Consider the following 24677-nt stretch of genomic DNA (forward strand, 5'->3'; position numbering starts at 1 on the left):
CTGAGCCGGGGGGCTGGGGCCCGATGTCGCACTGATCCACTCCGACAGGATCAGTGCGACATCGGTTCGTTCCACCCGAAAGATCGCCGGGTCAGCGCTGGTGCCGCGGCTTCCACACGACGAGCGCGTTACTCCGCGGGATCGGCACGAGGTCGCGCCGGTAACCGGCGTGGACCTTCGCGATCTCCTCCGCCAGCTCCCGCACCCGATGTTGCAGAGCCTCCACCTGGTTGGTGAGCTCGATGATCCGTTTGATCCCGGCGAGGTTGACTCCCTCGTCCTGGGAGAGCCGTTGCACCTCGCGGAGCAGGGCAACATCCCGCGGCGAGTACCGCCGCCCGCCACCGGAAGTGCGGTGCGGGGTGACGAGACCGAGCCGGTCGTAGTTGCGCAACGTCTGAGCGTGCATGCCCGCGAGTTCCGCGGCCACCGAGATCACGAAGATCTGGGCGTCCGGATCAACGGAAGTTTCGCGGGGATCCCCGGTCGTGTTGCTCATCAGGCACCTGCCCACCCGGCCCTGGGATCGAATCCGCTGGCCTTCTCTGCTTCCAGATAGGTCTTCAGTGCCTCGGTTGCCGGGTCGTCGAGCTTCTGCGGAACAGCGACCTTGACCGTGACCAGCAGGTCACCGGCGCCACCGGCGCGCTTGGGGACGCCTCGGCCGCGCACCCGCAGGATCCGGCCGTCGGCCGTGCCCGCCGGAATCTTCACACCGACCCGTCCCTCCAAGGTGGGGACGGAGACGGTGGTTCCGAGCACGAGCTCACCGTAGCTGACGGGGACGACGAGGGTGAGGTCGTCGCCGTTGCGGCCGAACACCTTGTCGGGGCGCACCCGCACGGTCACGAACAGGTCGCCGGACGGTGCGCCGCGCAGGCCCGCCTCGCCCTGGCCGGCCAGCCGGATCTTCTGCCCGTCACTGACACCCGCCGGAACGCGGACGGTGATGGTGCGGGTCCGGTTGGTGACCCCGTTGCCGTGGCAGACCTCGCACGGCGAATCGATGATGGAGCCGGTGCCGCGGCAGTCGTCGCACGGCTCACTGAACCCGAACGCGCCCTGGTTGCGGCTGACGATTCCGGTTCCGTTGCAGCGTGGACACACTCGTGGGCTGGTGCCCGGCTTGGCACCGCTGCCGTGGCAGGTGGTGCACGGTGACGGGCTGGTCAGCCGCAGCGGAACCGTGACACCGAGCGTGGCTTCGCGGAATTCGAGGGTGGTCTCCGTCTCGACGTCGCTTCCACGACGGGGACGGTTGGTGGTGCGGGTCGCGCCGCCGCCACCGGCGCCGCGGTTGAACAGGCCGCCGAAGATGTCGCCGAGGCCGCCGTCACCGGCCGCCGCGCCGCCACCACCGAACAGGTCGTTGATGTCGAATCCGCCCTGGCCGAAACCGCCGGCTCCGGGGTTGAATCCGCCGCCGCCCTGACCGAACCCACCGCTGGCGAACAGCCGCCGGGCCTCGTCGTATTCCTTGCGCTTCGCAGGATCCGACAGCACGGCGTGGGCTTCACTGACGGACTTGAAACGCTCCTCCGCCTTCGCGTCGCCGGGGTTCGCGTCGGGATGAAGGTCGCGGGCGAGCTTGCGGTACGCCTTCTTGATTTCGTCGGCGGACGCGCCGGACGAGACGCCCAGCTCCTTGTAGAAGTCCTTTTCGATCCACTCCCGTTGGCTCACTGGGCGTCTCCTCCTCTCGCTGTTACTCTTGTTCCGACTCGGCGGGCTTCGCAGCCCCGTCGGAGGTGTTCGCGCCGGCGTCGCCGACGCGATCGATCACAGCTACCATCGCATGCCGCAGGACGCGATCACCGAATTTGTAGCCCTTTCGCATGACCGTGCCGAGAACGGGGTCGTGACCCTCGCCCTCGTGCTGCACTGCCTCGTGCAGCGACGGATCGAATGCGTCGCCCTCGGCACCGAACTCGCTCAGGCCGAGCGAGGTGAGGGTGCCGGTGAGCTTGTCTGCCACACCCTTCAACGGCCCCGAGTCGAGGTCGCCGTGGCTGCGGGCACGGTCGAGGTCGTCCAGCACTGCGATGAGCTCACCAACGACGGACGCCTTGGCGTTCGCGATGTCGGACTGCTTGTCACGCTGGACGCGGCGACGGTAGTTGGCGTACTCGGCCTGCAGTCGCTGCAGGTCCGCGGTGCGCTCGGCCAACTCGTCCGTCTCCGGAGCCGCCGTCTCCGGCAGCGCCCCTTCGTCCACCGAGCCGGGCTGCGGAGCGGCAGCGGTGCCCGCGAGGGGCTCCACTACCGGCTCCGTGTCCCGTGTCTGACCGGTCTCGGGGTCGATCTTCCGCTTGTCCACGAAAGTGACCGGTTCCTGCTCGGTGTTGTCGGACGTCACTTCTTCTCCGAGTCGGACGGCTCGTCCACGACCTCGGCGTCGACGACGTCGTCGGCACCGTTCGCGCCGGAGCCGTCGGTGTTGGCGGCCTCCTCGGCGGCACTGGCCTCGTAGATCGCCTGGCCGAGGGCCTGCGACTCGGTGGCCAGCTTCTCGACCGCGGACTTGACGGCCGCGATGTCGGTGCCGGCGAGAGCGTCGTTGGCTTCCTTGATGGCCGCCTCGACCTTCTCCTTGACGTCGGCGGGGACCTTGTCCTCGTTGTCCTTGATGAACTTCTCGGTCTGGTGCACCAGCGACTCGGCCTGGTTGCGGACCTCGGCCTCCTCGCGGCGGGCCTTGTCTTCCTCGGCGTGCGCCTCGGCGTCCTTGACCATCCGCTCGATCTCTTCCTTGGACAGACCGGAGCCGTCCTGGATCTTGATCGTGTTCTCCTTGCCCGTGCCCTTGTCCTTCGCGGTCACGTGCACGATGCCGTTGGCGTCGATGTCGAAGGTGACCTCGATCTGCGGCACGCCACGCGGGGCGGGCGGCAGGTCGGCCAGCTCGAACGAGCCGAGCAGCTTGTTGTGCGAGGCGATCTCGCGCTCACCCTGGAACACCTGGATCTGCACCGAAGGCTGGTTGTCGTCAGCGGTGGTGAAGGTCTCGGAACGCTTGGTGGGGATGGTGGTGTTGCGCTCGATGAGCTTGGTCATCACGCCACCCTTGGTCTCGATGCCGAGGGACAGCGGGGTGACGTCGAGCAGCAGCACGTCCTTGACCTCGCCCTTGAGGACGCCGGCCTGCAGGGCGGCACCGACGGCGACGACCTCGTCCGGGTTGACACCCTTGTTGGGCTCACGGCCACCGGTCAGCTCGCGCACCAGATCGGAGACGGCGGGCATACGGGTGGAACCACCGACGAGCACGACGTGGTCGATGTCCTTGACGGCGATGCCGCTGTCCTTGATCACGGCCTGGAACGGCGCGCGGGTGCGGTCGAGGAGATCGGAGGTGATCTTCTGGAACTCGCTGCGGGACAGCTGCTCGTCGAGGAAGAGCGGGTTCTTGTCCGCGTCCACGGTGATGTAGGGCAGGTTGATCGACGTGCTCTGCGAGGAGCTCAGCTCGATCTTGGCCTTCTCCGCAGCCTCACGGAGACGCTGCAGGGCCATCTTGTCCTTGGTCAGATCGATGCCGTTCTGAGCCTTGAACTTGTCGACGAGCCACGTGACGATGCGCTCGTCCCAGTCGTCACCACCGAGGTGGTTGTCGCCCGACGTGGCGCGAACCTCGACGACGCCGTCGCCGATTTCGAGCAGCGAGACGTCGAAGGTGCCGCCACCGAGGTCGAAGACCAGGATGGTCTGTTCCTTGTCGCCCTTGTCGAGGCCGTATGCCAGCGCGGCCGCGGTGGGCTCGTTGACGATGCGCAGGACGTTGAGACCGGCGATCTGGCCGGCTTCCTTGGTGGCCTGACGCTGGGCGTCCTCGAAGTACGCGGGGACGGTGATCACGGCGTCCGTGATGTCCTCACCCAGGTAGGCCTCGGCGTCGCGCTTCAGCTTCATGAGCGTGCGCGCGCTGATCTCCTGCGGCGTGTACTTCTTGCCGTCGATCTCCACGTTCCAGTCGGTGCCGATATGGCGCTTGACGGAGCGGATGGTGCGGTCGACGTTGGTGACGGCCTGGTTCTTGGCGGGCTGGCCGACCAGCACCTCACCGTTCTTGGCGAAGGCGACGATCGACGGGGTGGTGCGTGAACCTTCGGCGTTGGCGACCACTACGGGCTCGCCGCCCTCCAGCACAGACACGACCGAGTTCGTTGTACCGAGGTCGATACCGACGGCACGAGCCATAGTGTTCCTCACTTTCGTTTTGCAGTCCTGTGGGCAGGTTTTTCATTACTGAACTGCGATGTTGGCGCTTGGTGAGCGCCCTCCGCTCAAGTTTGCACTCCGACACCGTCGGGAGTCAATTCGAACTTGAGTCTTGCACGCTCAATCTTGTCGTAAGGCTCAACGGAGGGGTTAGGAGATTTGTTCCCGGGCGCCCACAATTTTCTTTCCCGGGATCCCACCATGCGCTCTCGGCGCGGCCGACACGGGCCCGTGCGCGTCCCCACGCCTGCGGCCGACTGCTCGATAGGATCGCAGCGTGACGACACCCGAGCAGCCGCCGCGCCGGCCGGAACCGCCGCGACCCGTACCGCCGCGTCCGGAGTTCGCGGTCACCCCGCTGCGCGCCGCCCCCACCGACGCCACCCCCAAGGCCGTCACGGTGTCACTGTCCGCATGGGTGGGATCGTTCGTCGTCCTCGCCGGAATCGCCGGCGCGATCGCGCTCGACCTCGGCGCGGTGCGCGACGCCCTCGAGGCGTCGGTGGCCGCGGACAATCCCGGCGACTCCGCGACGGACATCACCGACACGGTGAACCTGACGTTGATCGGCTGCGGCGCCATCGCGGTCGTTCTGATCCTCCTCGGACTGATCGGGATACAACTCCTGCGTGCACGCAAACCGGCGGGCCAGATCGCCCTCGCCGTCGTGGGCGCTCTGAGCGTCGCAGGCGGGGTGGGGCTGTGGACCCTGCTGTCCGACGCCGGAGACGCGACCGCCGGTGTGCTGCAGTGGGCACCGCTCGCCTACAGCGCCCTGGTCGCGGTGGGAGTGCTCGCCCTGTTCACCCCCGGGGTGTCGCCGTGGCTGCACCGGATTCGCTGAGACTCACACCTGGCACGGGGCGGTGCTGCCGTGGAACTCGGGATCCGGGTCGTACTCGTCGTTGGTGGTTCCCTCGTAGGAGGAGTTGCAGGCCGGTGCGGCAGCAGCGGTCTGGGTCACGGCCGATGCGGCAGCAGCGGTCTGGGTCACGGCCGATGCGGCAGCAGCGGTCTGGGTCACGGACGCGGCGCCGAACACGAGAGCCGCGGCTGCCAGTGCGGTCGTCGTGCGGATCATGATGAATCCTTTCATCGGGGGCTGATCATCGGTGGGCTGAGCGAAATGGGAAGAGCGGACCGAGCGGGGTCACCCCTGGCCGACGTGGCGCGTCACCGAGGGGGTACCCAAATCCGGGCGGGGAAAAAGCGTTCCGGCCACGTTTTCGCCCGGTGCCTGCGAGGGAACCGTCAGGGCAGGCCGGAACTCCACCGGCGCGCCGCTGTCGGTGCTCGCGGCGTTCCCGGCGTACGCGAACGTGCCGACTCCCACCGTGACGGCGACGAGGACGGCAGGCACCATGCCCCCGAGGGCACTGAGCCACGCGCGTCGGTGGGAGGGCCGGGGTGCCGCTGCCGGAGAGTCGAAGTCCATACCGAGAATCCTTCTCGGCGGGCGCTTTCGGCACATCCAGGAAGGCACCCAACTCCGACCCCGAGAGAAACCCTGAGAAGGCCTTCCTAATGAGGACCGTTTCTGACCTCAATTCCCCTTATCGTTCTTCTCATGACCACTTCGCAGAAGTCCCCGGCCACCGGTGAGCGCGCCGACATCCTCCAGATCCTGCAGGAGCAGCGAGCCACCCTGTTGATCACCGTCCGCGGCATCGACGACGACCAGGCACGGCAACGCTCGACCGTCAGCGACCTCACGCTCGGCGGACTGATCAAGCACGTTCTGCACACGGAAAAGCATTGGGTAGAAACCATTCTCGAACCCGACGAGAACGCGGAGTTCGACATGGAGTGGGCGATGGAGAAGTACTACATGCGGGAGGACGAAACCCTCGAGGGACTGCTGGCCGAGTACGCCGAGGTGGCCCGCGCGACGGAGGTGGCGGTGGCCGGCCTCGACAACCTGGACGTCCTGATCCCCCTGCCCACCGCGCCCTGGGCGCCGGAGCGGCAGTGGTGGACCATCCGCCGCACCCTGCTGCACATCATCCGGGAGACCGGCCACCACTCCGGTCACGCCGACATCATCCGGGAATCACTCGACGGCGGAAACACCACCATGCAGATGGGCGCCGACGCGGGCATGGAGTTCTGACCGGGAGAACAGACGAAAACACCTCACCGGGTTCGGGTTCCGGTGAGGTGTTCTCGTGTCGGCAGTGGCGGTCCCGAGTGTCGGTTACGTCTCCTCGGTGACGGAGAGCACGACGACGTCGTCGGGGAACGAGGCGGGCGTCTGCAGACCCGCCACCGCGAGAGCCCGGCCCGTCATCGCGACGCCGGGAACGTCACTCCCCGCGGACAGTCCGTCGGCGCGTCCGCCGCCGGGCGGGGTGGTGACGGTCGGCAGATCCTTCGGCGGCACGTTGAACCACGCCGGCGGCTTCAGGCCCTCGTCCGGTTCACCGGCGAACACGGGGCGCACCCGATAGCGCCGGTCGGGATCGAGGCCGGGCAGGGTGAACCTGCCTCGCGGGGACACCTCGGACCGCCCGATGTAGGCGAGGAAAAACAATGCCTCCGTCCGGTCGTCGGCGACGGCACCATACACCTGCACTGTCGGGTCGATCTCGTCGGCGCGCACCATCGTTCCCGTGTGCAGGAGTTCGCGGTGCCGCTTGTACAGGTCGATCCAGACGGCGAGCTCCGCATTCTCGTCGTCGGTGGCGGTGGCGAGATCCCACTCGATCCCGAGATGACCGTAGAGTGCCGTCCCCGCCCGGAACGACAGGCGGTGGTACCGGCCCGTGGTGTGGGAGATCCCGGACGCGATGTGCGAACCGAGCAGTTCGGGGGGAAGCAGCTGCATCGTCCAGCGGTTCATCTCCTGACGCTCGAGCGGATCGATGCAGTCCGACACCCACACGCGGTCGGTGCGTTCGAGGATCCCCAGATCCACCCGTGCCCCGCCCGAGGAGCAGGATTCGATTTCCAGTCCGGGGAAACGGCGCTTCAGTTCGTCCATCAGCCGATAGGTCGCGAGAGTCTGATCGTGGACGCCGGCGCGCCCGTACGGTGCGGTGCCGGCATCGATCAGGTCGCGGTTGTGATCCCATTTGATGTAGGCGATGTCGTACTCGCTGAGAATCGCGGACATCCGTTCCAGGATGTGGTCGTACGCCTCGGGGATCCCCAGATTGAGCACCTGCTGGTTCCGCGACGGCACCGGTGGGCGGCCGCCGGTCGCCATGACCCACTCCGGATGCTCCCGCGCGAGGTCGGAATCGAGGTTGATCATTTCCGGTTCGAACCACAGGCCGAATTCCATGCCGAGCGAACGCACGTGATCGATGATCGGGTGCAGACCGTCCGGCCACACCGTCTCGTCGACGTGCCAGTCCCCCAGTCCCGCCAGATCGTTGCGCCGGTACCTGAACCAGCCGTCGTCGAGGACGTACCGCTCGACGCCGAGTTTCGCCGCGCGATCCGCCAGATCCTTCAGCCGGGCCAGGTCGTGGTCGAAGTAGACGGCCTCCCACACGTTGATCGTGACCGGGCGCGCGCGCCGCGGGTGCGTCGGCCGCGACCGGAGATAGTGGTGGAAGCGACGTGCCTGATCGTCGAGCCCGTCGCCGTAGGCGCCGTAGATCCAGGGCGTCTCGTAGCTCTCCCCGTCCGCCAGCCGGACCTCGCCGGGCAGGAGCAGTTCGCCGCCGCCGATCACCTGGAATCCGGTGAAGAGACGCTCGGCGTAGTGGCGGTGGTTGCCGCTGAACGCGACGTGGGTACCCCACACTTCGCCGCGGCCGAAACCGAACCCGGGCACACCGACGGAAAGTACCGTCGCGGCGTCCGGGCCGGTGCGGCCCTTCCGTCCTTCCCGTTCGTGGATCCCGACGGTGAGCTCGCTGCGCTGGGGGACGCGTTCCTTCCCCCATCGGCCGGCGAAGTCGAGGATTTCCCGGGCCTGCGGCGGGACCGGGAACGCGAGCTGGAGGTCGTCGAGGACGTAGAAGGAATCACCCGAATTGGTGACCTCGGCCCGCGCCCGAAGGAGACCGCTCGGCAGCAACTCGATGTCCAAGACGAGTCCGAGATCGGCGACCGTGTCGCGGGCCGTCACCCGGACGGCGCCCGGACCGGCCGAGACGAGATCCGCGTCCGGGGACGGCCGGTGCTCGGCTCCGCCGACCGTGAGCGTGGTGGTCGTGAACAGCGGCGACCAGTCGGCGCCGTCGCGGTGACCCGCGATGCCGGGCTTTCCCACCCACCCCGTGTGATGTTCGGGAAGTATCGACAGCCGCACCGGAGCGTCGACGACGTTGCCCGCCGGGGGCTCGATGTTCGCCTGCGCCAGGGCCTGTACGTCGGCGAGCGTCTGGTCGCCGAGCGCCGGCCCCCAGTGCACGATGGCCGGCAGTCGACCCCCCGTGAGGTCGAGCACGACGGACACGCCGGCGGCGGTGAGGTGGACGAAGGCGTGCGGGGGGACGGTCACACTCACTTGTTGGCTCCCATGGTCAGGCCGGAAACGAAATGCCGCTGCAGCGCGACGAATACGAGCACCGTCGGCAGCGCGACGAGCACCGATCCGGCGGCGAGCAGGTTGGTGTCGGTGAAGAAGCTGCCCTGCAGATTCTGCAGCGCGGTGGTGACCGGCAGCTTGTCGCCGCTGACCATCAGCGCCAGGGCCCAGAAGAAATCGTTGTAAATCCAAGTGATCATGAGCGTCGCGAGCGCGGCCAATGCCGGGCGGCACAGCGGGAGGACCACCTGCCAGTACTGGCGGAACAGCCCCGCCCCGTCGACCGTCGCCGCCTCGAGCAGTTCGGGGGGAACGGTCTTCATGTAGTTGCTCAGCACGAACACGCAGAATCCGGTCTGGAACGCGACGTGCACGAGGATCAGTCCCCAGTAGCTGTCGTAGAGCGAGCCGGACGAACTCATCCAGTACGGCAGCGGAATCGCGTTGTACAGACGGAACAACGGGGTCAGCAGCGTCTGCTGCGGCAACAGATTGCCCGCGATGAACACCGCAAGCATGATCACGTTGAACTTCCACGGGAACCGGGCGAGCACGAACGCCGCCATCGACCCGATGAACAGGATCAGCAGCACCGCCGGGATGGTGATGAGCATCGAGTTGAGGAAGTAGTGCGGGATTCCGCCGACCTCCCACGACTCGGTGTAATTGCTGAACGTGAAACCGCCGACCGACAGGTAGCCGTGGGTGAGGACGTAGTCGTAGTCGCGGAACGAGTTGTAGAGCGCCCACAGGAGCGGGAAGATCCACAGCAACGCCAGAGCCGTGAGAAGGACGTATATCGCCGCCTGCGCGGTACTCAGCCGGCGCCGGTTGGCCACCGCGGCCTTGTTACGGGGCCCGGTCCGGTCGACGGGCACACTATGGTCGGCGAGGGGTGTCGTCATGGTCATCAGTCGTCGCTCCGCATCACGATCCAGAGATAGAGGGCAATGAACACCAGCGAGATCACGAGCATGATCGTCGCCAGAGCCGAACCGAATCCGACCCGGCCCGCCTCGCCCACGACGTTCGCGGTGACGAGGGCGGAGATGAGTTCGAGTCCGTTGCGGCCCTTGTTGATCACCCACACGAGGTCGAAGGCGCGCAGCGCCTCGATGACGGTGATGACGATGATCAGCAGGTTGGTGGGTTTCATCAGGGGGAACACGATCCGGAAGAAGGTGCGGATCGGACCCGCGCCGTCCATGAGGGCCGCTTCGCGCACCGACGGGTCGATGGCCTTGAGACCCGCCAAGTACAGCAACATGATGTAGCCGGTGTGCCGCCAGCTGGCGGCGACCATGACGGCCCAGATGTTGACGTCGGGGTTGCCGAGCCAGTCGACGTCCGTACCCAGGATGGTGTTGAGCACGCCGCCGTCGGTGGAGTAGATCAGCTGCCACACGAACCCGACGAGTGCCATCGACAACACAACGGGAATGTAGAAGATGCTCTGGTACAACCGGCTTCCCTTCAGGCCCCGGTCGAGCAGGACGGCGAGAAAGATGCCGAGGATCGTCGGGAAGACGAAGAGGAACGCCAGCCAGAGGACGTTGTTGTGGAGGGCCTGTTGGAAAGGTGGGTACGCCTGGACGGCGTCGACGTAGTTCTGGGGTCCGATCCACTCGATGGTGGACGTGCCGCCGATGCCGTCCCAGCGTGCGAACGACAGGATCACCGTGAAGACGGTGGGGATCCACACCAGCCCGATCACGATTGCGGCGGGCAGTCCGAGCATGACGGCGATGGTCCACCGGTCGCCGCGGCTGCGCCGGATCTTCGGAGCCCGGGTCCGGGATTCGGTTCCGGCCTGAGGGGGAATCGTGCTGGTCATGAATTCACCTGACCTGTCGGGACCGTGATGGTGGTCGTTGACTTCTCGTGTGTGCTCATTGCCCGAACACCGCCGCCTTCTGTCGCTCGATGCTGCGGACCAGGCCGTCCACGTCCTTCGGGTTGCCCAGGAACTGCTGCATCGCCGGAATCATCACGACGGACGCGAAATCGGGACGGGTGTCGCGGTCGAGGAACTGGGTGATGGAGTCCGCGCCCTGGACGAGAGCGGCCGACTTCTGCACGAGTGGAGGGAAACCCGACAGATCGGCGTCACGGTGTGCGGGTATCGCCTGTGGGTCCTGCTTCGCGTACGCGACCGCGGCCTCGGGCCTCGTGAGGAAGGACAGGAACTGCTGCGCGCCGGCGAGGTTCCGCGGATCCTTACGCATCATGAATCCGTCCATCGGCGCCTCGACCGCCGAAGTGCCGACAGCGGAATCGAGTTCGGGGAACGCGAAGAAGTCCAGATCTTCCCGGTCGGGGCCGGCGGGGAAGCTCTGCGCGACGAACATGCCGGCCACCAGCATGCCGACCTCCTTGTTGAGGAGAGCCTGCTGCGCCTCGGACATCTTGCGGCCCAGCGGCTGCGGCTGGTGGAACGGGAGGATCTCGCGCCAGGTGTCGAACACCGACCGCACACGGTTGTCGGTCCAGCTCACGTCGCCCGCGAGTAGGGAGCGGTGGAAGTCGACGCCGTTGAGACGCAGATCGAGGTAGTCGAACGTGCCGAACGGCGGCCAGCCGTCGCGCACACCGAACCCGATCGGAGTGAGGCCGTCCGACTGCATGCGCTTCGACAGGGCCACCCAGTCGTCGAACGTCTTCGGCGGCGTGTAGCCGCGTTCCTGCCAGAGGCTGGGACGGTAGAACACGGCCCACGGGTAGTAGAAGAACGGGACCAGGTACTGCTTGCCGTCGGTTCCGGTGGACGCCTCACGGAAACTGTCGCTGAATCCGGTGCCGTGCGACTGCCACACCGAGCTGACGTCGTCGACGAGGCCCTTGTCGGCGAAGTACTTCATGCGGTACCCCGACATCCAGGTGAAGACGTCGTCGGGCGTGCCCTGCAGGTAGTTGTTGACGTTCTCCTGGAACGAGGTGGAGTCGACGGAGTTGATGCGCACGGCCCCGCCGGTCTGCTGCTGGAACATGCCGACGACGTCCTGCACGCCGAGCTTGGCGTTCTTGTCCGACAGCCGCGACCCGAGAGTGATCACGTGGGGGTCGACGCCGCTGGTGCACCCGGACAGCAGACCTGCCGTCGACAGGGCGCCCGCGGCGCCGAGCGCGGCCTTGAGAAAGGTGCGCCGGGAGGGTTGCCACGTGTGCGGCGGCTCGTTTCGGTTCATGGTGCCCTTTTCGATTGAGTACCGGGTGGGCGGAGTCGCTCACCACCGGGAAAGAAATCGAACAAACTCGATCAAGTTTCGGTGCTGCCGTCTCACACCCTGACGTGATGCACGTTACAAAATCACGATCCGCCGCGCATTGTCAACCGCATGCAAGCCGTTTCACCTGCGAAAGTACGGAAATGTTCATTCGTGTTGACTTTTGAACAGTCATGGGACAGATTGTGAGCATGCACACAGCGAGCGATTCCGGCGGGCGGCACCTGACGTGGCCGACCCGGGGCATTTCCTTCGGCGGTGACTACAACCCGGAGCAGTGGCCGGAAGAGGTCTGGCGGCGCGACGTGGAGCTCATGCGCGAGGCTTGTGTCGACTTCGCGACCGTCGGCGTCTTCTCCTGGGCGCGGTTGCAGCCGACCCCCTCCACGTGGGACTTCGGCTGGCTCGACCGCGTCCTCGACCTACTGCACGACGGCGGCGTCCGCGTCGACCTGGCCACCGCGACCGCGTCCCCACCCCCGTGGCTGACGGCGGCGCATCCCGAGATCCGCCCGGTGGACGAGCGGGGCTACCGGTACGAGATCGGCAGCAGGCAGACGTGGAGTCCGAGCTCCCCGGTCTACCGCGACCACGCCCTCGTCCTCGTCGAGAAGATGGCCACCCGCTACGGCGGCCATCCCGCCCTCGCGCTCTGGCATGTGTCGAACGAACTCGGCTGCCACAACTCGCGTTGCTACTCCCCCGACAGTGCGCGGGCGTTCCGGCGGTGGCTGCGGCGTCGCTACGACGACCTCACCGAACTCAATCGGGCGTGGGGCACGACGTTCTGGAGCCAGCACTACAGCGACTGGGACGAGGTGGTGCCGCCGGCCGCGAGCACGACGTTCGGCAATCCCACCCATCTGCTGGACTGGCGCCGGTTCTGCTCGGACGCCCTCCTCGACCAGTACCTCGCCGAGCGGGAGGTGTTGCTGGGCATCACCCCCGACATTCCGGTCACCACCAATTTCATGGTGGGCATGGGATCGCCGCTGTCCCTCGCCGGCGACATGAACTACGCGCAGTGGGCGCCCGAGCAGGATCTGGTGTCCACCGATCACTACCTGGTGGGTCCCGCGGCCGGGGACGGCGCCGCCCACCACCGGCTGTCGTTCTCCGCCGACCTCACCCGCGGTATCGCCGGTTCGCGGCCGTGGCTGCTGATGGAACACTCGACGAGCGCCGTCAACTGGCAGCCGGTCAATCGGGCCAAGGCGCCCGGCGACATGCTCCGCAATTCCCTCGCCCACGTTGCCCGCGGCGCGGACGGCATCGCCTTCTTCCAATTCCGAGCGTCCGCCGCGGGTGCGGAGAAGTTCCACTCCGGCCTGGTTCCGCATGCAGGCACCGATTCTGCGCGATGGCGGGAGGTCGTCGAACTCGGCGCCGTGCTGCGCCGTCTCGAGCCGGTGGCCGGCAGCCGCGTCGAGGCGCCCGTGGGTGTGCTGTTCGACTGGGAGTCGCAGTGGGCGTGCGAGCAGGACGGTCACCCGTCCCGGCTGATGCAACCCATGGCGATCGCCGAACAGGCCCATCACGCGTTCTCCGGTGTCACGTGCGACGTGATTCCCACGGACACCGACCTGAGCGGTTACGCCGTGGTGGTGGTTCCCGCCGTCTACCTGTGCAGCGACGAGGACGCCCGGCGCATCGAGGCCGCGGCCCGCGCCGGCGCCCAGGTGCTGGTCACCGCGTTCTCCGGCATCGCGGACCGCGACGACCACGTCCGGCTCGGCGGCTACCCGGGGGCATTCCGCGACCTGCTCGGCGTGCGCGTCGAGGAGTTCTTCCCACTCGGCGCCGACGAGACCGTCGTCCTCGACGACGGCACCTCTGCCCGCATCTGGTCCGAGTACCTGACCGTGTCCGAGGACGTGGAGGTACTCGCCCGGCACACGGAGGGACATCTGCAGGGTGTGCCCGCCCTCACTCGGCGTCCCGTCGGCGACGGCGCCGCGTGGTATCTCGCCACCATCCCCGACGCGCGGGGCTGGACGGGCATCGCCGAGGCGATCTGCACCGCAGCCGGTCTCGACCTCCACGCGGGGCATCGGTCCGACGTCGAGATCGTCCGCAGACGCGGCGAGCACGGGTCGTGGCTGTTCGTCCTCAACCACACGAACGAGAAGGTGACCGTCGACGTGTCCGGCACCGACCTCGTGACCGAGCGGGTGGTCGACGGACCGCTCACGCTGGAACCGGGCAGCTGTGCTGTGATTCGCGAAGACGGCGCCGGCAGCGGCGCCCGGACACGGAAGGTGGACGCATGATGCTCGCACGTCAGCGCCAGCAGGTGATCCTCGACGAGGTCACCGCGCACGGCGCGGTGAAGGTGGTCGACCTCGGCGCGACGCTCGGCGTCTCCGACATGACGATCCGGCGCGACATCAACGAACTCGTCGAGCAGGGTCTGGTCGAGCGGGTGCACGGCGGGGTCACGCTGCCGCGGTCGGCGAGCGTGCACGAGCCGGGTTTCTCGGCGAAGTCCGAACTCGACCGCGAGGCCAAGCGGGCCATCGCCCGCGCCGCCGCCCGTCTGGTGCGCCCGGGCACCTCGGTCGGCATCTCCGGCGGCACCACCACGCACGCGCTCGCCCGCGAACTGCTCGACGTCCCCGACATCACCGTCGTCACCAACTCACTACCGGTCGCCGACGCATTCCACGAGGGCGGCCGCGACGACCAGACCATCCTCCTCACCGGAGGGCAGCGGACCCCGTCGTTCGCCCTGGTCGGCCCGCTCACCGTCGCCGCACTCCGCGGTATCCACGTCGACATGCTGTTCCTGGGCACCCACGGCATGGGGATCGATTCGGGACTGACCTGCCCCAATCTCATGGAAGCACAGACCAATCAGGCGCTCGTCGCGTCGTCGCGGCGGGTCGTGGTGCTCGCCGACCACACGAAGTGGGGTGTGACCGCGCTGGCGAACACGATCCCGCTGTCCGACGTCGACATTCTCATCACCGACGCCGGGCTCGAGCGCGCCGCCCAGGAAGCTCTCGCCGATCACGTCGGCGACCTCGTAGTGACACGGGAAAACCGGGAAGGACCCATCGATGACCGTGCGTGACGATCAGGATGCGCGGGAGGCCGTCCCACGGCTCCGGATGCGCAAGACCCGAACCACCCTCGCGGACGGCCGCGAACTGATCTACTTCGACGACTCCGAGCCGTACGTGTCGGGAAATGCCACCCGCGAACTGGTGGATTCGCGTCCGCTGCCGCCCGCGGTGTCGCAGTCGCAGATGCGCTTCGACGTGCTCACCGGGGAATGGGTGGTCATCGCCGCCCAGCGGATGGACCGCACGTTCCTGCCGCCGCCGGACGCGTCGCCGCTCGCCCCCAGCCGGCCGGGGAAGGCGCCCACGGAGATTCCGGCCGACGACTATGACGTCGTGGTGTTCGAGAACCGTTTCCCGGCACTGTCCCCGGCCGCCGCCGAGCAGGACCTGCCCGACTGCGTCGACGGAGAAGCGTTGTGGCCGTTGGCACCGGGATCGGGCAGGTGCGAGGTCGTGTGCTTCACCAGCAACCCGGATGCCGCCTTCTCCACCCTGAGCGTCGACCGGGTCCGGACCGTCGTCGACGTCTGGGCCGACCGCACCGCCGAACTGTCGGCACTGCCCGGGATCCGGCAGGTGTTCTGCTTCGAGAACCGGGGCAAGGAAATCGGCGTCACCCTCACCCATCCGCACGGGCAGATCTACGCCTACCCGTACCTGCCGCCGCGCACCGATGCGCTGATCCGGCGCTCCCGCGAGCACTTCGAGAGCACCGGGCGGCTGTTGCTCGCCGACGTCCTCGACGCCGAAACACGGTCCGGCAGGCGCGTGGTCCTGGCCGCAGAGCACTGGACCGCGTACGTCCCGGCGGCCTCGCGCTGGCCGCTCGAAGTGCACCTCGCACCACACCGCGACGTCCGTGACCTCACCGAACTCACCGAGGTCGAGCGCGACGAACTCGCCCACGTCTACCTCGAACTGCTGCGGCGGGTCGACCGGTTCTTCGACGGCGTCGACGCGGTGCCGTACATCGCCGCGTGGCACCAGGCGCCCGTCGGCGAGGACCGCCCGCTCGGCCGGCTGCACCTGCAACTGTTCTCCATGATGCGATCCCCCGGCCGGATGAAATACCTGGCCGGATCCGAGTCCGGAATGGGCGCCTGGGTCAACGACACCACCCCCGAGCGCATCGCCGACCGCCTGCGGGAGGTGGCGTCGTGAATGCGCCGCACCGGGTCGATCCCGTCGACGTCCACGCCGTCGCGAAACCGGCGGAAGCCTTGTTCCGCAGCACTTTCGGTGGCACCGCCGACGGCGTGTGGGCCGCACCCGGCCGCGTCAACCTGATCGGCGAACACGTCGACTACGCCGGCGGACTGGTCCTGCCGTTCGCCCTCCCCTACATGACCGTGGTCGCCGTCCGGGTGCGCGAAGACGGGATCCTGCACGCCGTGTCCACCCACACCGACGAGTCCTGGCGCGGCAGCCTCGCCGACGTGGCACCGGGCCACCCGGCCGGCTGGGCCGCGTACGTCGCGGGGGTCGTGTGGGCGCTGCACCGGTCCGGACACGTTTCGGCGGGAATCGGTTTCGACGTGGCGGTGCACTCCACCGTCCCGGTCGGTTCCGGACTGTCGAGTTCGGCAGCGCTCGAGTGCGCGTTCGCGCTCGCCGTCGCCGACCTCGCCGGGCTGCCCACCGACGCCGCCGGCCGACAGCCCCTCGTCGCCGCCAGCATCCGCGCGGAGAACGAGATCGCCGGCGCGTCGACCGGCGGCATGGACCAGTCGGTCGCGATGTTCGCCCGCCCCGGCCACGCCCTGCTCCTGGACTGCCGGGACGGCGCCACCCGGCACGTCCCGCTCGACTTCGAGTCCGCGGGTGCGCGACTGGTGGTCATCGACACCAATGCACCGCACCGGCTGGTCGACGGCCAGTACGGCAACCGGCGGGCCACCATCGAGAAGGCCTGCGCCGACCTCGGCGTCACCACCCTCCGCGACGTCGTCGACGCCGACGCGGCCGTCGCTGCGCTGAGTTCCCCCGCCGCCGCCCGGACCCGGCACGTGCTCACCGAGATCCGCCGCGTCACCGAAGTCGCCCGCCTCCTCGACCGCGGCCGGATCGCCGACGTCGGCGACGCCCTCACTCGCTCACACGCCTCGCTGCGCGACGACTACGAGGTCAGCTCCGTCGAACTCGACGCCGCCGTCGATGCCGCACTCGAGGCGGGCGCGTGGGGCGCACGGATGACCGGCGGCGGCTTCGGCGGCTCCGCGATCGCCCTCGTCCCCGCCGATCGGGTCGACGCCGTCGTCGAGGGAGTCGTCCACCGGGCCGCGTCCGCGTCCCTGCCCACACCCCAGTTCCTGTCCGCCGAGCCGTCGGGCTCGGCCCATCGACTCTGAATTCCCCTTCCACGACCAGGAGAAGACCATGGCACGAGTCACGTACGACGCAGCCACCAAGATGTACCCCGGCTCGGACGTGCCGGCAGTGGATTCGCTGAACCTCGACATCGAGGACGGCGAATTCCTCGTCCTCGTCGGCCCTTCCGGGTGCGGAAAGTCGACGTCGCTGCGGATGCTCGCCGGCCTCGAGGACGTCGACTACGGCGCAATCCGCATCGGCGAACGCGACGTCACCGCCCTCGCCCCGAAGGAGCGGGACATCGCGATGGTGTTCCAGAACTACGCCCTGTACCCCCACATGACGGTCGCGAAGAACATGGGCTTCGCCCTCGAGATCGCCGGCATGGACAAGGGCGAGATCGGCCGCCGCGTCGAGGAGGCCGCGAAGATTCTCGACCTCGGCGACTACCTGAACCGCAAGCCGAAGGCACTCTCCGGTGGGCAGCGCCAGCGGGTCGCGATGGGCCGGGCCATCGTCCGCGACCCGCAGGTGTTCCTCATGGACGAACCGCTGAGCAACCTCGACGCGAAACTCCGCGTGCAGACCCGCACCCAGATCTCGATGCTGCAGCGCCGCCTGGCCACCACCACCGTCTACGTCACCCACGATCAGGTGGAGGCCATGACGATGGGCGACCGGGTGGCCGTCTTGAAGGCGGGCATCCTGCAGCAGTGCGCGAGCCCGAAGACGCTGTACGAGAAGCCGGTCAACAGCTTCGTCGCCGGGTTCATCGGATCACCGGCGATGAACCTCTTCGAAGTGGACGTCGTGAACGGTGCCGCCCGGATCGGGTCGCTGTCGACACCGATCGAGCGATCGGTGCTGGGCGGCCTGGACACCGGGCAGGTCGTCGTCGGCGTCCGCCCGGAGGCCTGGACCGTGTCCGATCAGGGCACCACGGTGAAGGTCGACGTGGTGGAGGAACTCGGCGCGGACGCCTACATCTACGGGCGCCTCGTCCGCGACGGTGAACTCGGCGGCCACGACATCGTCGCGCGAGTGGGCGACTCCGTGTCCCCCACCAAGGGCGACGTGATCCGGCTGGCACCGGACCCGGCCCGCCTGCACTACTTCTCCCCCACCAGCGGACTGCGACTCGGCGACTGAGCCCCCACCGCCGAACCGAAGGATCCACAGTGAAACTTCTCGTCACCGGCGGCGCCGGTTACGTCGGCAGCGTCTGCGCCCAGCGACTGCTCGAGTGCGGTCACACGGTCGTGATCGTCGACGACCTGTCGACCGGCAACGCCGACGCGGTGCCTGCAGGAGCGGAATTCGTCGAGGACGACGTCGCGAGCGCCGCCGAGCGGGTTCTCGGCGGCGGAGAGTTCGACGGCGTGTTGCATTTCGCCGCCCGCTCCCTCGTCGGCGAGTCGGTGGTGACGCCGGAGACGTACTGGAACGCCAACGTCGTCAAGACCCTGACCCTGCTGGAGGCGATGCGCTCGTCCGGCACCGGCCGGCTGGTGTTCTCCTCCACCGCAGCGGCGTACGGCTCTCCGGACTCCGTGCCGATCACCGAGGAGGCACCGACCCGGCCGACCAACCCGTACGGTGCCACCAAACTGGCGATCGACCACGCGATCACGTCGTACGCGGTGGCGCACGGGCTGGCCGCCTGCAGCCTGCGCTACTTCAACGTCGCGGGCGCGTACGCCGGGCTCGGCGAGAACCGTCGCGTGGAAACACACCTGATCCCTCTGGTGCTGCAGGTCGCTGCCGGGGAGCGGGAGGAGATCTCGGTGTTCGGCACCGACTGGCCCACCCCGGACGGCACCGCCGTCCGCGACTACATCCACATCCGTGACCTGGCCGAGGCACACATCCTGGCGCTCGAGTCGGTCCGGCCCGGATCGCATCGCGTCTACAACCTCGGCACCGGCACGGGGTTCAGCGTGCGGGAGGTGATCGCGTCCTGCGAACGCGTGACGGGCCGCACCGTCGCCACCCGGGACGCCCCTCGGCGCGCCGGTGACCCGGCGGTGCTCGTCGCGTCCGGCGCACGTGTGCAGACCGAACTGGGCTGGCGGCCGAGACACACGGACCTGGACGAGATCGTGGCCGATGCGTGAACGTATCTGCAGTCGCTGGCGGCGCGGGAACGCTAGCGTGGTGCAGTGCGGTCGTGACGAGGCGTGCGGCGCCCGGTCTGCCGCGAGAAGGAGGATGGTGTGGACGACGCCGATTCCACCAGGCAAGGTCGGATCGTGGAGGTCCTCGTCGAGACCTTCGCCGATCTGATGGAGGCCGACCCGAGCGCTTTTCGGACGAAGTTCCGGAAGATGGCCGCCGATCCGTTCGCCTTCTACCGGGGCAGCGCCTGCCTGTTCTACGACGATCTGCGTGACTTCGACGACCCGTGGGCCGACGAGCGCACCGGCCGCGTGTGGATCCACGGCGATCTGCACCTGGAGAACTTCGGCACCTACATGAACTCGGAGGGCACCCTCGTCTTCGACGTCAACGATTTCGACGAGGCGTACGTGGGGCACTTCAGCTGGGATCTTCGTCGCTTCGTCGCGAGCCTGGCCCTGATGGGCTGGCAGAAGGCCCTCCCCGAGAAGGATGTCCGCGAACTGGCCGAAACGTATCTGCGCAGCTACGTCGACCACGTCCTGCACTATGCGCGGCAGGAGGCGGACGAGGACTTCGCGCTGGGCCTGGACAATTCTCGCGGCGCCATTCACGACCTCCTCCTGCGCGCGCGCCTCGCCACCCGGGTGAGCCTGCTCGAGTCCGTCACGGTGCTCGAGGACTACGACCGGCACTTCCGGCCCGGCCGCGGCGTCCGCGAACTGGACGATACGGAACGCACCGCCGTGAGCCAGGCGGTCGAGACGTACGTCGACAGAATTCCCCCTAGCAAGCGGTCCGCACGCCCGGTCTTTTACCGCATCAAGGACGTGGTGGGACGGAAGGGCTTCGGGATCGGCAGCGCAGGCCTCCCCGCATACAACGTGCTCATCGAAGGGGCGACGCAGGCCCTCGAGAACGACATCGTGCTGTCGCTCAAGCAGGGCAACGTCGCCGCCCCGAGCCGCATCGTCGACGAAACCGCCGTCCGCGGCTACTTCGAGCACGAAGGTCACCGCACCGCGGTGAGTCAGCGGGCCCTGCAGGTCCACACCGATCCGCTGCTCGGCTACACGGAGATCGGCGACACCGGTTTCGTGGTCGCCGAGCTGTCGCCGTACGAACTGGACCTGGACTGGTCCGATCTCACCGAACCGGAGGACATCACGCCGGTGCTCGAGGACCTCGGCCGGGCGACGGCGAAGGTGCATTGCGTCTCCGACGAGGACAGCGACCAGACGCTGGTCACGTTCCAGACCGAGGACGCCATCCGCAGCGTCCTCGACGGCAGGCTCGACGAATTCGTCGACGAGATCGTCGAATTCGGCATCCGATACGCCGAGGTGAGCCGCAAGGATCACCAGCTGTTCGTGAACGCGTTCCGGGAGGGCGAGATCACCGGCGTGTCCGCCACCTGACGCCCAACACCCTACAGACGGACGGTATTCAGCTCCTCGAGGACACCTTCCGCGCTCCGGGCGGCCACGGTGCAGGCCCGCGCCGTGAACTGGTCGAGCAACGGGTGCCGCGCCCGTTCCCGCCACTTCCGGACCGCGGCGAGTGCGCGCATGCGTTGCAGTTCGACGGAGTCGTCGCCGTCGGTGCCGAGTCGTTCGGAGATCTGGATCCCGAAGCCGCCGATCAGGCGCTGCAACTCGGCGACGTCGTCGGCGGGCAGCCCGACCTCGGTGGACCGCAGCCGTCCGAGCAGGCGCAACTCCTGGAAACCGTGCACGTCGGAGAGCAGCCGTTCGGCGGACATCAGGATGTCGCCCGCACCCGGCACGGGATGCGCCGTGAGCACCCGCTTGAGCGCCACGAGCGCCGAGTGGGTCTTCAACTGATCGGCCCGCTGACCGAACTGGATGTCGATCACCTGACGCAATTCGTCGAGACCGCTGCGTTCCACCAACTCGGCGGCCAGCGTCGGCGAGTCCTTGGTGCCCAACCGAATCAGGGTGACGGCCATCCGGATCCCGAACAGACCGAAGCGGTCGGCCAGCTGTGCCCGCATCCGGGCGTCCACGGGTAGCGGACTGTTCTCCCGTGCGAAGCGGTCGGCCGACAACATCGCCAGGTTCAGATCGTCCACCGGGACCTCGGCCAGATGCTGGAACGCGGTGAACTCGGCCTGGCGCATCGTGCGGGCACCGAGCGCCAGCAGACCCGCGACGGGGACGACGGCCTGACACAGTCCGGTGCGTTCGAGTTCACCCGCGAACCGGGACGCCACCTCCTTCGCGGACATCATGGCGTCGAGGCGTCCCGCCCCCACCTCGTCGGCCCGCGACACCACGCCGACCACGCCGAGCGGCCCGGACTCGTCGCCCACGTGGTCGCCGATCTGACCGAGGAACTGGACGTCGGTCGCGTTCAGCGTGCGCAGCAGGTAGACCACCGCGTCGGCGCCGGACGCCTCGTTGTCGGGTGTCAGCATCTCGAGCGTGCGGGCCGAGACGTCCCGCGACAGCGAGGAGGTGCCCGGGGTGTCGATGATCGTCGTGTGCGCCAGCGCGGACGACGGCCACTCCACGTCGAGGCGGTCCACCTGGTCGGCGGTCAGGTGACCGAGGTCGAACGTGAGGTGTCCGTCCCGCCGCAGCACCGGCACGTTGACCGAACGCCGGCCGCCGGTGCCCTGTTCCGGCTGGTACCACGCCGTCACGGTGGGCGTCGAGCCGCTGCGGTACCAGGTGACGACCCGGGTGCACTCCGTCGCATCGGTGGGCGCGATGTCCTGCCCCACCAGGGAATTCAGGAGGGTGGACTTGCCCGCCTTCAGCGAACCGGCCAGCGCCACGCGCAGCGGCTGTTCCAGACGCCGCGCGCATTCGGTCAGCTGATCCCGGATCTCGGGACGTCCCGCGTACAGCTGGCGTGCGGACGCGATCAGTGCCCGGGCTTCGTGGAGCGGCGCGGCACTCATGCCGTGACCGCTCCCGCGTCACCTTCGACGAGTTGCGCGGCTTGCTGTTTCAGTGCGGACGCGACGTGCAGATCCTTCTCGAGCTGTGCGATCCGGCGGGTCCGTTCGGTGGACTCGAGATTCGCCGCCTCCTGCGCCCCGCGCAGCGAGTCGTTGATCGAGCGCAGCGCCTGCTCCGCGATCGCGGTGAAATGGTCGCGCAGCAACCGCTGGATCGAACGGAGCCGATCCTTCGACTCCTTGCCCACCTGGAAGCTGGCGTCGTCGGCGAACCGGCGGATCGCGGTCTTCGCCTCCGCACGCCGCTTCAGGATCCGGCTCTCCCGGTCTTCCCGGTACGCCTTGGTGCCCAGCAGGACTCCGGCGCCGATCGAGATCGGATTGACCAGGGCCATACCCATCATGGTGGTGATCAGACCGAACATGAGCACGCCACCGTACGACCCGCGCATACCGACGAGCACCTTCTGCGTGATGCCGATGCGGCCCGCCTCGAGGTCGGCCAGCGAGGCCACGGGTTCGAGGACCCCGTCCACATCGGCGACGTCGAGATGCGGCAGCTCGACGGCGCCCGTCTCGGCGAAGTGTTGCGCGACCACCTCGGCCAGCCACAGGGCGCGATCGTGCGCCCAGACGAAGTTGTCGCCGATCGCGGTGGCGAACTCCTGCTCGAGCCACTGCCCCAGCGCGTCCCAGTCCTTGCCGGGGTCGCCCTCGTCGACGGTTTCCTCCGCCTCCCGGGTGACGCGGCGCAACCGGTCCCGCAGGTCGTGGTCGATGTCGGCGGCCAGGTCGGCGATGCCGTCGCCGAGCGTCTGCTGCCACAGCGACGTTTTCTTGTGGAGTTCCTCGGCGGCGGCCTTCGCCTTCTGCAGTTCGGCCACCGCGGCGGCGCCCTTCGCCGGATCACGCAGGGCGGCAAGCTCGCTGCCGATTCCCAGGGTGAGATGCTCGGCCGCCGAGGACACGTCCAGCGACACCGCCCGGCGGGTGTTCGCCTCCGCACGGGCCACCACCCGGTCGCGCAGGAAGGCGTACAGCTCGACGAAACCGGATTCGGTGTTGAGTTCCTCGTCCTGCAGTCGCAGGGCGTGTGAGCGCAGCACCGACGAGATCGGAATCAGCGGAACGTCGAGACCGGCGCGCGCGAGATGCCCACGGTCGGCTTCGACGATGTCGCGCCAGTGCGGGTACAGGTCGGTCTTGCTGATCAGGCAGGCCACCGACGGGCACAGGCTCGTGACCTGACGAATGAAACCGAGCTCCGGTTCGGTGAATTCCTGGCTGGCGTCGGAGAGGACGAACACCGCATCGGACGCCGGAATCAGCCCGAGCGTGCTCGCCGCGTGCGGGTTGCCCGCGCCGCCGACCCCGGGAGTGTCGACGAGGACCAACCCGTCGGCGAGGAGGGGGCTCGGGACGTTGACCTCCACCCGCAGTACCTCGCGGCCCCCGGCGCGGGGTGAGGCGGGGGTGATGCCGTTCAGCTCGTCGAGCGGCAGGGGCACGCGGATCGGGTCTGCGCCCGGATCGGCGAGGACGAGTCCCGCCGACGCGGTCTCGGCGTTCTGCACGACGGTGGGGATCGCGGTGGTCTCGTCGTCGCCCACCGAACAGACAGTAAGGTTGAGCAGAGAGTTCACGAACTGGCTCTTGCCCTGCTTGAGCGGACCGACCACCACGATCCGCATCCGCGGGTCCTGAACCCGGGTCCGGGCGGAGTCGAGCCGCTGCGCCAGATCACTGCGACCGAACCTCTTCGCCACGTCCAGGGCCTGCTCGAGCAACGCCGTCATCGATTGCGACCCGGCTGGACTCTTCTCGACGGCTGCTCTGTCCATGAGTTTCGTTGACCCGCAATTCTTCCGACCTCGTGCGGACACCACATTCAGTGCACCGTCACCCGACTGTGAAACAGCCCCGTACGCATACCGCGTCCGGGGCTGATTTCGTTACATCGTACGGCGGTTCCGGCCACCCCGTCTGGGGGATGCCGGAACCGCCGTCTCATCACGGCTCGAGGTGATCGACCACGTCCGTGACGTCGTGCGTCGTGGCCACCGAGGAGTCGGTGTCGCCGAACAGCGAGCCGTCGGTGTCCGCGTGCAGGCCCGAGTCGGCGCCGAACGCGTTGTCCGCGTCGATCGACGACCAGGTGTCGGCCCCGGTGTCCACGGCGCCGCCCAGGGTCGAACCGAGGCCGCCGGCGAGGGAACCGGTGGTGTCGGCCACGACCCCGCCGACCGCTCCGAGGTCCGCCGAACCGTCCGTGGTCGCGTCCGCGTCGGCGGACGTTCCACCGTCGACCGAACCACCGGCGGACGCTCCGCCGTCGACGG

The 24677-nt window shown here is 68.2% G+C and carries 21 protein-coding genes and 1 pseudogene; 9 read left to right on the forward strand and 13 right to left on the reverse strand.

The window, feature by feature from the left end; all coding sequences use genetic code 11:
• Positions 1-91: 91 nt before the first annotated feature.
• Genes RJ1_RS24300 through dnaK form a run of 4 tightly spaced genes read right to left on the reverse strand, consistent with a single transcriptional unit; the run spans position 92 to position 4197 of the window.
• On the reverse strand, positions 92-499 hold the full coding sequence (locus tag RJ1_RS24300) for a heat shock protein transcriptional repressor HspR (protein ID WP_073364654.1): 408 nt from the start codon (positions 497-499) through the stop codon (positions 92-94).
• On the reverse strand, positions 499-1683 hold the full coding sequence (gene dnaJ, locus RJ1_RS24305; RefSeq protein WP_073364655.1) for a molecular chaperone DnaJ: 1185 nt from the start codon (positions 1681-1683) through the stop codon (positions 499-501). Before dnaJ ends, RJ1_RS24300 begins: the two co-directional genes overlap by 1 nt.
• A 22-nt stretch (positions 1684-1705) precedes the next feature.
• Complete coding sequence (grpE, locus tag RJ1_RS24310) at positions 1706-2356, reverse strand: nucleotide exchange factor GrpE (RefSeq protein ID WP_073364657.1); 651 nt, start codon at positions 2354-2356, stop codon at positions 1706-1708.
• A complete protein-coding gene (gene dnaK / locus RJ1_RS24315; RefSeq protein ID WP_073364658.1) occupies positions 2353-4197 on the reverse strand; it encodes a molecular chaperone DnaK in 1845 nt (614 codons plus the stop codon). Before dnaK ends, grpE begins: the two co-directional genes overlap by 4 nt.
• A 298-nt stretch (positions 4198-4495) precedes the next feature.
• Here dnaK and RJ1_RS24320 point away from each other — a divergent pair, with 298 nt between their 5' ends.
• Positions 4496-5062 (forward strand): hypothetical protein, encoded by a 567-nt coding sequence (locus RJ1_RS24320; protein WP_073364660.1) that lies wholly within the window; start codon positions 4496-4498, stop codon positions 5060-5062.
• A gap of 3 nt (positions 5063-5065) precedes the next feature.
• On the opposite strand, the gene RJ1_RS24325 is transcribed toward RJ1_RS24320, so the two are convergent.
• Positions 5066-5299, reverse strand: coding sequence for a hypothetical protein (locus RJ1_RS24325; RefSeq protein WP_240319943.1), 234 nt, complete (start codon positions 5297-5299; stop codon positions 5066-5068).
• Between the two features lie 69 nt (positions 5300-5368).
• The gene (locus tag RJ1_RS24330) at positions 5369-5653 is read right to left on the reverse strand and encodes a hypothetical protein (RefSeq protein WP_073364664.1); all 285 of its coding nucleotides are present in this window, start codon (positions 5651-5653) and stop codon (positions 5369-5371) included.
• A gap of 132 nt (positions 5654-5785) precedes the next feature.
• Here RJ1_RS24330 and RJ1_RS24335 point away from each other — a divergent pair, with 132 nt between their 5' ends.
• A complete protein-coding gene (locus RJ1_RS24335; protein WP_073364666.1) occupies positions 5786-6328 on the forward strand; it encodes a DinB family protein in 543 nt (180 codons plus the stop codon).
• An 84-nt stretch (positions 6329-6412) separates the two neighbouring features.
• On the opposite strand, the gene RJ1_RS24340 is transcribed toward RJ1_RS24335, so the two are convergent.
• The 4 genes from RJ1_RS24340 to RJ1_RS24355 are packed head-to-tail and all read right to left on the reverse strand — an operon-like array spanning position 6413 to position 11883.
• The gene (locus tag RJ1_RS24340) at positions 6413-8677 is read right to left on the reverse strand and encodes an alpha-galactosidase (protein ID WP_073364668.1); all 2265 of its coding nucleotides are present in this window, start codon (positions 8675-8677) and stop codon (positions 6413-6415) included.
• The gene (locus RJ1_RS24345) at positions 8674-9609 is read right to left on the reverse strand and encodes a carbohydrate ABC transporter permease (RefSeq protein WP_073364670.1); all 936 of its coding nucleotides are present in this window, start codon (positions 9607-9609) and stop codon (positions 8674-8676) included. The genes RJ1_RS24340 and RJ1_RS24345 overlap by 4 nt, the downstream gene beginning before the upstream one ends.
• The gene (locus tag RJ1_RS24350; RefSeq protein WP_073364672.1) at positions 9609-10532 is read right to left on the reverse strand and encodes a carbohydrate ABC transporter permease; all 924 of its coding nucleotides are present in this window, start codon (positions 10530-10532) and stop codon (positions 9609-9611) included. The genes RJ1_RS24345 and RJ1_RS24350 overlap by 1 nt, the downstream gene beginning before the upstream one ends.
• A 55-nt stretch (positions 10533-10587) precedes the next feature.
• Positions 10588-11883 (reverse strand): ABC transporter substrate-binding protein, encoded by a 1296-nt coding sequence (locus tag RJ1_RS24355; RefSeq protein ID WP_073364674.1) that lies wholly within the window; start codon positions 11881-11883, stop codon positions 10588-10590.
• A 230-nt stretch (positions 11884-12113) separates the two neighbouring features.
• On the opposite strand from RJ1_RS24355, the gene RJ1_RS24360 reads away from it, so the two are divergent.
• From RJ1_RS24360 to RJ1_RS24390, 7 genes are all read left to right on the forward strand, one after another.
• A complete protein-coding gene (locus RJ1_RS24360; RefSeq protein WP_073364698.1) occupies positions 12114-14192 on the forward strand; it encodes a beta-galactosidase in 2079 nt (692 codons plus the stop codon).
• Complete coding sequence (locus tag RJ1_RS24365) at positions 14189-14995, forward strand: DeoR/GlpR family DNA-binding transcription regulator (RefSeq protein WP_083400662.1); 807 nt, start codon at positions 14189-14191, stop codon at positions 14993-14995. The genes RJ1_RS24360 and RJ1_RS24365 overlap by 4 nt, the downstream gene beginning before the upstream one ends.
• Complete coding sequence (gene galT, locus RJ1_RS24370; RefSeq protein ID WP_073364676.1) at positions 14982-16148, forward strand: galactose-1-phosphate uridylyltransferase; 1167 nt, start codon at positions 14982-14984, stop codon at positions 16146-16148. Before RJ1_RS24365 ends, galT begins: the two co-directional genes overlap by 14 nt.
• Positions 16145-17335: a galactokinase gene (galK, locus tag RJ1_RS24375; protein WP_073364678.1), complete on the forward strand. Its 1191-nt coding sequence runs from the start codon at positions 16145-16147 to the stop codon at positions 17333-17335. The genes galT and galK overlap by 4 nt, the downstream gene beginning before the upstream one ends.
• Before the next feature lie 28 nt (positions 17336-17363).
• Positions 17364-18446: an ABC transporter ATP-binding protein gene (locus tag RJ1_RS24380; protein ID WP_073364680.1), complete on the forward strand. Its 1083-nt coding sequence runs from the start codon at positions 17364-17366 to the stop codon at positions 18444-18446.
• Between the two features lie 29 nt (positions 18447-18475).
• Positions 18476-19411 (forward strand): UDP-glucose 4-epimerase GalE, encoded by a 936-nt coding sequence (galE, locus tag RJ1_RS24385; RefSeq protein WP_073364683.1) that lies wholly within the window; start codon positions 18476-18478, stop codon positions 19409-19411.
• 99 nt (positions 19412-19510) lie between these two features.
• Positions 19511-20830, forward strand: coding sequence for a DUF2252 domain-containing protein (locus tag RJ1_RS24390; protein WP_073364685.1), 1320 nt, complete (start codon positions 19511-19513; stop codon positions 20828-20830).
• 11 nt (positions 20831-20841) lie between these two features.
• Here the strand turns inward: RJ1_RS24390 and RJ1_RS24395 are convergent, their stop codons facing one another.
• The 3 genes and pseudogenes from RJ1_RS24395 to RJ1_RS24405 all read right to left on the reverse strand — a co-directional run.
• A complete protein-coding gene (locus RJ1_RS24395; protein WP_073364687.1) occupies positions 20842-22338 on the reverse strand; it encodes a dynamin family protein in 1497 nt (498 codons plus the stop codon).
• A complete protein-coding gene (locus RJ1_RS24400; RefSeq protein WP_073364689.1) occupies positions 22335-24179 on the reverse strand; it encodes a dynamin family protein in 1845 nt (614 codons plus the stop codon). The genes RJ1_RS24395 and RJ1_RS24400 overlap by 4 nt, the downstream gene beginning before the upstream one ends.
• Positions 24180-24348: 169 nt before the next feature.
• A pseudogene (locus RJ1_RS24405) lies at positions 24349-24677 on the reverse strand (hypothetical protein); the annotation flags it as partial.

This window comes from Rhodococcus jostii NBRC 16295 (genome assembly GCF_001894825.1).
GTDB classification, from domain to species: Bacteria; Actinomycetota; Actinomycetes; order Mycobacteriales; family Mycobacteriaceae; genus Rhodococcus_F; species Rhodococcus_F jostii.